This is a genomic window from Desulfurobacteriaceae bacterium (assembly GCA_039832905.1).
Lineage (GTDB): Bacteria > Aquificota > Aquificia > Desulfurobacteriales > Desulfurobacteriaceae > Desulfurobacterium.
Window position 1 is genome coordinate 1 of the sequence record JBDOLX010000087.1, and the last position, 8,937, is coordinate 8,937.

Annotated in this window: 12 protein-coding genes; 1 reads left to right on the forward strand and 11 read right to left on the reverse strand. The window is 35.2% G+C overall.

The window, feature by feature from the left end; translation table 11 throughout:
• Together ABGX27_06200 and ABGX27_06205 are read right to left on the reverse strand one after the other, a co-directional pair.
• Positions 1-861: FeoB small GTPase domain-containing protein (locus ABGX27_06200; protein MEO2069088.1), on the reverse strand; the 861-nt coding region annotated here is incomplete at its 3' end.
• Complete coding sequence (locus tag ABGX27_06205; protein ID MEO2069089.1) at positions 858-1,085, reverse strand: FeoA family protein; 228 nt, start codon at positions 1,083-1,085, stop codon at positions 858-860. The genes ABGX27_06205 and ABGX27_06200, both read right to left, overlap by 4 nt.
• Before the next feature lie 97 nt (positions 1,086-1,182).
• Between ABGX27_06205 and ppa the strand changes: the two genes are divergently transcribed.
• Positions 1,183-1,707 carry an inorganic diphosphatase gene (ppa, locus tag ABGX27_06210; protein ID MEO2069090.1) on the forward strand — a complete coding sequence of 175 codons (525 nt, stop codon included), beginning with the start codon at positions 1,183-1,185 and terminating at the stop codon, positions 1,705-1,707.
• Between the two features lie 27 nt (positions 1,708-1,734).
• On the opposite strand, the gene ruvB is transcribed toward ppa, so the two are convergent.
• From ruvB to mazG, 9 genes are read right to left on the reverse strand one after another with little or no spacing between them, the layout of a single operon-like run.
• Entirely contained in the window at positions 1,735-2,664 is a 930-nt protein-coding gene (gene ruvB / locus ABGX27_06215) for a Holliday junction branch migration DNA helicase RuvB (protein MEO2069091.1), read from the reverse strand.
• Positions 2,661-3,221 (reverse strand): Holliday junction branch migration protein RuvA, encoded by a 561-nt coding sequence (gene ruvA, locus ABGX27_06220; protein ID MEO2069092.1) that lies wholly within the window; start codon positions 3,219-3,221, stop codon positions 2,661-2,663. The genes ruvB and ruvA overlap by 4 nt, the downstream gene beginning before the upstream one ends.
• A gap of 5 nt (positions 3,222-3,226) precedes the next feature.
• On the reverse strand, positions 3,227-3,946 hold the full coding sequence (locus tag ABGX27_06225; protein MEO2069093.1) for a hypothetical protein: 720 nt from the start codon (positions 3,944-3,946) through the stop codon (positions 3,227-3,229).
• Positions 3,943-4,449, reverse strand: coding sequence for a hypothetical protein (locus tag ABGX27_06230; GenBank protein MEO2069094.1), 507 nt, complete (start codon positions 4,447-4,449; stop codon positions 3,943-3,945). Before ABGX27_06230 ends, ABGX27_06225 begins: the two co-directional genes overlap by 4 nt.
• Entirely contained in the window at positions 4,449-5,687 is a 1,239-nt protein-coding gene (locus ABGX27_06235) for a hypothetical protein (protein MEO2069095.1), read from the reverse strand. Before ABGX27_06235 ends, ABGX27_06230 begins: the two co-directional genes overlap by 1 nt.
• Positions 5,669-6,472: a type II secretion system minor pseudopilin GspK gene (gene gspK / locus ABGX27_06240; GenBank protein ID MEO2069096.1), complete on the reverse strand. Its 804-nt coding sequence runs from the start codon at positions 6,470-6,472 to the stop codon at positions 5,669-5,671. Before gspK ends, ABGX27_06235 begins: the two co-directional genes overlap by 19 nt.
• Positions 6,473-6,503: 31 nt before the next feature.
• Positions 6,504-7,565, reverse strand: a complete 1,062-nt coding sequence (gene mtnA, locus ABGX27_06245) for an S-methyl-5-thioribose-1-phosphate isomerase (GenBank protein ID MEO2069097.1) — start codon at positions 7,563-7,565, stop codon at positions 6,504-6,506.
• The gene (locus ABGX27_06250) at positions 7,565-8,056 is read right to left on the reverse strand and encodes a universal stress protein (GenBank protein ID MEO2069098.1); all 492 of its coding nucleotides are present in this window, start codon (positions 8,054-8,056) and stop codon (positions 7,565-7,567) included. The genes mtnA and ABGX27_06250 overlap by 1 nt, the downstream gene beginning before the upstream one ends.
• Positions 8,057-8,086: 30 nt before the next feature.
• Entirely contained in the window at positions 8,087-8,866 is a 780-nt protein-coding gene (gene mazG, locus ABGX27_06255) for a nucleoside triphosphate pyrophosphohydrolase (protein ID MEO2069099.1), read from the reverse strand.
• Positions 8,867-8,937: the final 71 nt, after the last annotated feature.

Here is an 8,937-nt window from a genome sequence, read left to right on the forward strand (position 1 = left end):
AAGGATTTTGTCCAACTTATCACTTAAAGTTTCACTATGAACTTCATTTACCGTCTTTATTACTTTTCTTGCAATCTTAGAAGCTAAGATAAATCTCTCTTTTGCCACAAACGAAGGTAAATCACACTGATGCTTTTCTTTTACAAAGTTTTCTATATTCTCTATTTCTTTTAATATTTCTACTTTTGAACTCAAAAGCCTTTTTGCTTCTTCTACTATTTCTGGATCTTTTTCAAGAAGTTTGATTGAAAACCACCTTTTATTGTAGGAAAGTTTCTCATCCTTTAATTTTAAAAGTAAAAGAGAAATAGCATTTTCCAAATCCTCTGAATATGTTGGGGTAAAACCAACCGGTTTTAAGTCTTTTGTTGCTACTCTTAGTACGGTTTCCGAGAGTTCCTCAAATCCTCTTTTTTTTATGGCAGAAATGGAAATCACAGGTAAACCTAAAATTTGAGAAAGGAGTTTCTCATCTATTGAGAATCCTGCACTTTCAAGGTCATCAATTTTATTGAGAACAACTATCGGCTTTATTCCCATTTCAAGAAGTTCTAACGTCAGATAAAGATTCCTACCTAGAAAGTTCACATCAAGAACGTTAATAACTACATCATAGTCCTCTTTTAGCAAAAATCCTCTAGCAACTTTTTCTTCCAGAGTGTAAGAAGTTAGACTGTATATTCCTGGAAGGTCTATAACATCTATCTCAAAACCTCTAAAAGTATAGTTTCCCATCTTCTTTTCAACAGTTACTCCAGGCCAATTCCCTACTTTTTCACTTGTTCCACACAAAGTATTAAGTATTGCAGTTTTTCCAACGTTAGGATTACCAACGAGGGCGACTTTTATTTTCCTTTTCACCCTTCCTCTCCTTCAACAGAGATCCTTTTTGCTACTCCTTTCCCAAGAGCAAATCTACTTCTGCATACCTCTACTATTAGAGGACCGGGAGGAGATTTTAAAACTCTTATCTTAGCCCCAGGATATATTCCCAAAGAGGCAAGCCGTCTTTTCATTCCGTACCCTCCGATTATATCTTTTACTACAACCTCTTTTCCTTCTGGAACTTCAAAAAGTTTCATCATTTCAACCTCCCTAATGTTAGATAATATTAACTTTTTAAGGATTGTCAATCTCAAGTTGTAAAGTATAATTCCCACAAAACCAAAAAGGAGGATAAAAATGGACATCAAGAAAATACCTGCCGGAAAGAACGTGCCAGAAGACATTTACGCAGTCATAGAAATACCACAAGGATCAAACGTTAAGTATGAAGTTGATAAAGAAAGTGGTGCAGTATTTGTTGACAGATTTTTATTTACCCCAATGTTCTACCCCGCAAACTACGGCTTCATTCCAAATACTTTAGCAGACGATGGTGATCCAATGGACATTCTTGTAATATCAAGACAGCCTGTAGTTCCCGGAAGCGTAATAAGGTGTAGACCTATTGGAGTCCTCGTTATGGAAGATGAAAGCGGACAAGACGAAAAGATTCTTGCAGTTCCAGTCAATAAGCTAGACCTCACATTTAAGAACATTAAAGAAATAACAGACCTACCTGAAGCAACACTAAATGAGATAAAACACTTCTTCGAACATTACAAGGACTTAGAGCCTGGAAAATGGGTTAAAGTAAAAGAGTTTAAAGGAAGCGACTTTGCAAAAGAGCTTATTAAGAAAGCTGTTGAAAACTACAAAGGATAAATCCTTTGCCCCCTTGGTTGGGGGCTTTTAAGAACTTTCTATAACCTTTAAACCTTTCTCCGTTATCTTCCTTCCTCTTGGTGTTCTGACGATAAGTCCAAGTTCTATAAGGTAAGGTTCATGAATATTCTCTATGGTGGAAGGATCCTCTTTAAGAACCGTCGCGAGAGCATTTAAGCCTACAGGACCTCCATTAAAAACTTCGGCAATCGTTCTTAAAATCTTTCTGTCCATATAGTCCAAACCAAGAGAGTCTATTCCAAGCTCAGAAAGTACTTCTTTTGCCTCTTCCTCACCTATTGAATTCCATTCTTTCACAACTTTATAATCTCTAAACCTTTTTAGCAGCTGATTCAAAATCCTAGGAGTTCCCCTACTTGAACGGGCAATGATTTTGCAAGCTTCTTGTGTCAAATTAATACCAAGTTTTTGAGAATTGACTTGGGCTATTTTTACAAGTTCTTCTACTTTGTAAAGTTCAAGTCTACAAACAATTCCAAACCTATTTCTAAAAGGAGAAGATAAAAGATCAAGCCTTGTTGTAGCTCCAATAAGAGTGAAAGGAAGAAGATCTATAGAAATGGAAGTTTTTTTAGAAGGCAAAACAACGTCTATTCTGAAATCTTCCATTGCCGAGTAAAGAGTTTCTTCTAAAGGTTTACTTAACCTATGAATCTCGTCAATAAAGAGAATATCTCCCTCATTTAAGGAAGTAATCAAAGCAACTAAATCCCCTTTCTTTTCTATTGTTGGAGCAGAAACAATTTTTAGGTCTTTTCCAAGTTCATTGGCTATTATCATAGAAAGGGTCGTCTTTCCCGTTCCCGGAGGTCCATAGAACAAAATGTGGTCAAGAGGTTCTCCTCTCTTTTTTGAAGATTCTATAGCAACCTTTAAGATTTTCTTTACCTTTTCTTGTCCTAAGAATTCCTCTAATTTTTTTGGACGATCTATCAAAACTTTTTCCCCGAAAGTTCTTTAGCTACAATTTTTACAACTTCTTGAAAACTTAAATTCTCAAAGTCAATTCCATTTAAAACTTCCAAAATCTCTTTTTTAGAATAACCAAGAGAAGTAAGAGCTTCCATAACCTCATTAAAATTATTTTCAGTCTCAAAAGAAAAACGTTCCCTTAGTTCCAATATTACTCTCTCTGAAAGCTTCTTTCCAAGTCCCGGAATTTGCGAAAGAGCTTTGACATCATTAGACAGAACAACCTTTTTAAGTTCCTCTATATCAAAAGAAGATATTATTGAAAGGGCTACTTTAGAACCTACCTTTGGAATACGTATCAAAATTTCAAAAAGGTTTCTCTCTTCCATACTTTCAAAACCATAGATAACAGGCGTTCCTTCCTGAGGAAAAACAAGCTTTGTGAATAGGAAAATATCCTTTCCTTCTTTTACTTTTTCACAAAGTTTTGAAGGAACGATAACTTTAATCCCGAAACATCCACACTCAACAACAACATATCCCGCAGATTTAGATACTACCTTTCCCTTTAAGAATTCCAACATCCCTACTCAACCGATAGCCTGTTGATAAATCCTTTTAACTTGAAAGAAAGGTTTTGCCAGTTAAAGTTTAGCTTTAAATTAACAGAAAGATAAGAGTTATAAATATTTTTCAAGTTTAAGTTGACGTAACCGTCCATTGACACTTTAGAACTCTCCATTTTAAAGTTTACCTTATTTTCTTTTTCTACTTTGTATTTGACCTTAGCATCCTGTAACTGAAACTCTTCAACCAAGGGAAATAACTTGGAGGTCTTAATATTAAAGTTTTTCAATCTAAAGTTACCACTTCCACCGATTAAATTTTCCTTTTCAAAAACTAAAGTTCCTCTTCCAGAAAGTAAACCTGATAGTTCTAATGGTTTATAGAACTTGCAATCGTCCACTTTAAAATTTACTACTTTAAAACTAACCTTAGATAAAGGATAAGTAACTTTTCCTTCAACGTATCCACCACATAAGATTAACTTTACGAAGAACTTTTTAACATCGGAAGAAAGAGAAAGAATTTCAGGAGAAACAACCACTTTATTAATGGTTACAGGAATTTCAGGATGTTCAACCTTTTTTAATACCAGTTCCAAAGGTACTCTTTTTACTGCAATCTCTTTAAAGGATAGTTTCTTACAAAGGTAGTGTTCGGCAAACTTTTCAATAGGGAAAGTAAAGTAAAGAAATACCACAAAGGAAAGTATAAAAACAGTTAATAGAAGCAGTTTTTTCATCTTGTTTCCTCGTAGAAGTTGAAAACTACTTTTCCAGAAACAAGGCCATTTTCGTCCATATCTGAAACTTGAAAGAAAACAGCTTTTAAGTAGTAAGGAGAATTTTCCAACTTCCAAATTAACTTTTTAACCGATTTAAAGGGTGTTTCATAAAAACTTAAAGCAACCGTTTTCCTTTCAACGTTATCTTTTTCATCGCTTACAGAAACTTTTAAGTCTTTAACGTTCACTCCAAACTTTTGAGCTTTTACTTTAATGAAAGAAACAATGTCTATCCTCTTTCCATTTTTCAGCTTCTTTTCAATCTCTAAGAAACTTTTGTTAAAAGCCTTTATTTCCCGTAGTTTTGGTTCAATCTCTTGAAAGTCCCTGTATATCTTTTCCTTCTTGGTAGCTAGCTTTTCTATTGAGTTTTTCAAAGGAAAATACACAACAGTAAGATAAAGAAAAACAAAGATAAAAGGAGTAGCAAAGATAACATAGTTCTTTAACCTTTCATCCATCACCTTTTGACCCCAGAAAGAGACATTGTGAACTGAATCCCCTTTTCTACCTTTTTAACTTTGTTAACGGTAATCTTTTCAAAGTAAGAAGATAACTTTTCCCTAAATTTATCTAAGTCTTTTTCGCTGCTTGCTACTCCAAGAATTGAAAAGTTTTCTGATTCAATAGAACCTTCTATCTTCAAAATTTTTACCAAAGGATCTATAGATTTACCTATTTTTTCAATAGGAAAAAGAACAGAAGGCTTGTTAAGAAGAAAAAAATCTTTGAGTTCTTGGACTTTAGAGTATTTTTGGGAAACCTGCAGCTTTGGAGCAAGGGCTTTTTCGTTAATTATGCTTTCTACTGTTCTTTTATACTCTTTTAACGTTAAACGGTAATCTTTCTTTTCAGCTAAGAAACTTAAAACCAAAGAGGCTGTATAGAAAAATCCTGAAGCTAAAAGAGAAGCTATAGAAAACAGAATGGCTGTTTTGTGCTCAGTCCAAAACTTTGAAGAGAAAATGGAAAACTCCTTAAAAGTTGGCTTGCAAGGAGATTTTCTAAAATGGTAAAGCCCAAAAGCGTTAAAAAAGATAGGTGTATCCTTTCCGAAAGGTTCTATATTAGGGATCTCAAGAGAGGGACAAAACTTTTTAAAAAGCTCTAAAAATTTTTCGTTTAAAGCCCCACCACCTACTAAAAGAACTTTTCCCTTAAGGAACGGAACTACTCTATCCCTAAAGAAAGAGGTATCTTTTAAAAGAAACGGAAAACCTGATCGTATTATTTCTATATTGTCTACAATTCCCTTTTCAAATTGAATCACACTAACTTTTCCGGCTCCAGCATCAACAACCGTTATCTTTTCCTCTCCGTAAAGAAGAGAAACGGCGTTAATAGTGCCGGCGATATCTAATGTTAGAGTGTTGGCACTTTCAAACTGTTCAATTTCTTCTTTCTTTAGTACAAAAACGAGAAATTCACAACCTTTTTCTTTTTTTCCTATAGGACAAAAAGCTACCGATACCTCATTTTCGGCGGTATCAAGTTCTGAAAGCACATCATTTATAACAAGTTTTTTAAGTTGAGATCCTTTACATATAGGGTAGAAAGCCTTTTTTACATAAAGATTCCGTGAAGTTATGCCTACAATTTCTCTTTTTCCTTTTAGATTTCCAAACCCAAAGTTCTTACCGTCAAACCATTTTACCTTGCTACTTCCTACATCTACACCAATCATTGAACAACTTTCCACTCCAGAATTTTATCCCTCGTTGTAAAAGCAACTAAACTAACTAATGAATCTTGATAAGAAGCAGAAGCCTCAATTCTAAAATAGTTGCATCTATTTGTAATCAGCGGTCTAATAAGAAAAAAAAGTTCTTCACTAAATCCAGGAAGGTTTATTAAATCCTCCAAATTCTTAATTGGTCTATTTTCCAAAATTGATTTGGCAGCATCTTCATCCATATCTTCAGAAAGAGCTAAAAGTACCTCTAAAGGTGCTGAGTTAATATTTATCTTACCATCACCGTAAACTGTAACGTAGTCTTCAAGTTGCTTAAAAATCTTTTCATCAACCCCTTTCACATAGAGAAGTTCGTATATCGACTTCATATTTTTATTTGATGGTTTATAACCAAGAGTTTCGTAGTAAAGGCTTTCCACCCCTTCATCTGTTGGAATATCATCTCTATCAATCCAATCTTTTATGGATGATGCCAAACTTGGATTTAACTTTAAGTTTTCAAAAAGTCTTTTTGCCACGTTGTAGTAAAGCTGATTAGTTAGCTTATTTACGTTTAACCTTCCACACTCATCGGTTATTCTCAAAGAAACGGAAATTCCTCTATAAGTATAGGATATTGGTTCAAAGCCGAAGGCATCTCTTCTCTTTTTCAAGTAATCCAATGCAACTTTTACAGCAGAAACTGCAGCGTGGTATGCTTTAACGTAATCCCTAAACTCAGAGGACTTAGAAACACTTGATATCGAAAGGGAGTAAATAGAAATAAGAAAAGAAAATATAACAGCAACCATAACAAGGACTAGAAAGAGGACAAACCCCTTCCTACGCCTTTTCGAAAAATTCACGTATTTTTTCCTCGTCAGGAGAATTTATTACCCCTTTTTCGGTAATTATCGCTGTAATGTTTTCATGAGGTGTAACGTCAAAAGCAGGATTTTTCACCTTTGCATCAATAGGTGCTATCCTACAATCTTTACAATGGCAAAAAACAACTTCCTCTTCTCCCCTTTCTTCAATCGGTATCTCTTTCCCACTCCTTATTGAAAGATCAAATGTAGATGTTGGAGCAGCAACATAGAAAGGTATCCCGTGTTCTTTGGCAAGTACTGAAAGAGAATAAGTTCCAATTTTATTTGCAGTATCTCCATTTAGAGCAATCCTATCCGCCCCTACAATAATACAGGTAATTTCTCCACAAGACATAAAGTATCCAGCCATGTTGTCGGTAATTAGATAGTAAGGAATACCTTCCTTCTGGAGTTCCCAAGCCGTAAGTCTTGCTCCCTGAAGGTAAGGCCTCGTTTCATCAACGTAAACAAGGATATCTTTTCCGGATTCTACAGCAGCTCTAATTACTCCAAGTGCTGTCCCATAACCAGCTGTTGCAAGGGCACCGGTATTACAGTGGGTAAGGATTACTTCCCTTGAACTGAGAAGTTCTGCTCCGTAGTAGCCTATCTTCTTATTCGTTTCTACATCCTGTCTTTCTATATTTACAGCTTCTGTCTCTAAAGCAAAAACAATATCTTCTTCTTTTTGTCCAGCTTCTACTATCTTTTTCATTCTCTTTAAAGCCCAAAAAAGATTGACCGCAGTAGGACGAGTCGCCGCCAACCTACTTATTATAAGTTCGAGCCTTGCTTTAAATTCAACAAAACTTTTTGTTTCTTTTAAGATCTGTTTTGCTCCAAGGGCCACTCCGTAAGCAGCAACCACTCCTATTGCTGGAGCGCCTCTTACAACCATCTGTTCTATAGCTTGAGCCACATCTTCGTAGGTTTTACACTCAATCCATTTTTCCTCTAAAGGAAGTTTTCTTTGGTCTAAAAGTAAAAGAGATTCTCCTGTCCACTTTAGAGGACGAATATCTTTAATCTTTGCCATTAGTCTCCTTCCAAACCTTCTTGTTTTTTCACTACAAGAACTGGACAGTTTGCTTTCTTTATTACAGCCTTTGCTGTGCTTCCCATTTCAAGTATCCTTTCAAGAAGGCTTTTGCCATGATACCCAATCACTATCACGTTAACTTTTTCTTCTTCTGCTAACCTTACGATCTCTTCTTTCGGGTCTCCAACCACCATCACTTTTTTTACGAGGAATCCCTTCTCCTTAAACTCGTTAACTACCATATCAAGCATAGTTTCGTGTTTTTTCAGTATCTCTCTTTCTATTTCCGGAAGGTGAGCATAAATAGCAGCAACATCAAGGGCAAAAGGATCGTCAAACTGGGGAAGACTAAACTCTAAAGGGTGAATTACGTGTAGAACCACAACCTCTTGAGCGTTTGCTTCTTTTAGTTTAAAAACGTAGTCTCTCGCTACTTCCGAAAGTTCTGAAAAATCGGTAGGATAGAGAACCTTTCTAAAAAGCGGCATAATTCACCTCTAAGCTAAGGGTTTAAAAAATCATAACATTTCTTTTTTAGCTTTCTGCCAAAGAAGTTCCAAATCTGAAATAGATAAATCCTTTAGTTCCTTTCCCTCCTTTTTCGCAAATTCCTCCATTTTTCTAAATCTTTTCTCAAATTTCTCGTTTGCTTTTGAGAGTGCGAGTTCTGGATGAACTCCCAAAAACCTCGCAAGATTTACAGCCATAAAGAGTAAATCGCCAACTTCTTCTTCTACCTTCTCCTTATTTTTTGATTTTAAGGCTTCTCCTATTTCACTTAGTTCTTCAATTAATTTCTCCTTTATTCCACTAAAAGATTCCCAGTCAAAGCCTACCTTAGCAGCCCTTTTTTGAAGCTTATATGCCCTCTCAAGAGAAGGCAAAGATTTTGGAATTCCATCCATTAATGATTCTCTTTTCTTACCTTCTTTTTCTTTCAGTTTATCCCACTCTCTTAAAACGTCTTGGGCATCCTTAATATCATTCCTGTTACCAAAAACATGGGGATGACGTGAAATGAGTTTCTTCGCTATTCCATCAACAACATCTTCTATTGAAAAAGCTTTATTCTCTTTTGCAATTTGTGAATGGAAGACAATTTGAAGAAGTAAATCTCCCAACTCTTCTTTGAGATTTTCATAATTTTTATCTCTTATAGCATCTATCGTTTCATAAGTTTCTTCTATAAGGTACGGAACCAAACTTTCGTGTGTTTGCTCTCTATCCCAAGGACAACCGTTGGGAGAGCGTAAAGTTTCCATTATCTTTAAAAGATCTTCAAAAGAGTATCTTTTCATTTATTTAACCTCCACAAGATTTTGAACGAATTAAATTTATCTCCTTAGAGAAAGAGTAAAATTTCCACTTA

Excerpts from the sequence above, each read along its gene's own strand:
- ABGX27_06205 (MEO2069089.1), bottom strand. The coding sequence starts at position 1,085 with ATGATGAAACTTTTTGAAGTTCCAGAAGGAAAAGAGGTTGTAGTAAAA.
- ppa (MEO2069090.1), top strand. The coding sequence starts at position 1,183 with ATGGACATCAAGAAAATACCTGCCGGAAAGAACGTGCCAGAAGACATT.
- ABGX27_06225 (MEO2069093.1), bottom strand. The coding sequence starts at position 3,946 with ATGAAAAAACTGCTTCTATTAACTGTTTTTATACTTTCCTTTGTGGTA.
- ABGX27_06230 (MEO2069094.1), bottom strand. The coding sequence starts at position 4,449 with ATGGATGAAAGGTTAAAGAACTATGTTATCTTTGCTACTCCTTTTATC.
- gspK (MEO2069096.1), bottom strand. The coding sequence starts at position 6,472 with ATGGTTGCTGTTATATTTTCTTTTCTTATTTCTATTTACTCCCTTTCG.
- mtnA (MEO2069097.1), bottom strand. The coding sequence starts at position 7,565 with ATGGCAAAGATTAAAGATATTCGTCCTCTAAAGTGGACAGGAGAATCT.
- ABGX27_06250 (MEO2069098.1), bottom strand. The coding sequence starts at position 8,056 with ATGCCGCTTTTTAGAAAGGTTCTCTATCCTACCGATTTTTCAGAACTT.
- mazG (MEO2069099.1), bottom strand. The coding sequence starts at position 8,866 with ATGAAAAGATACTCTTTTGAAGATCTTTTAAAGATAATGGAAACTTTA.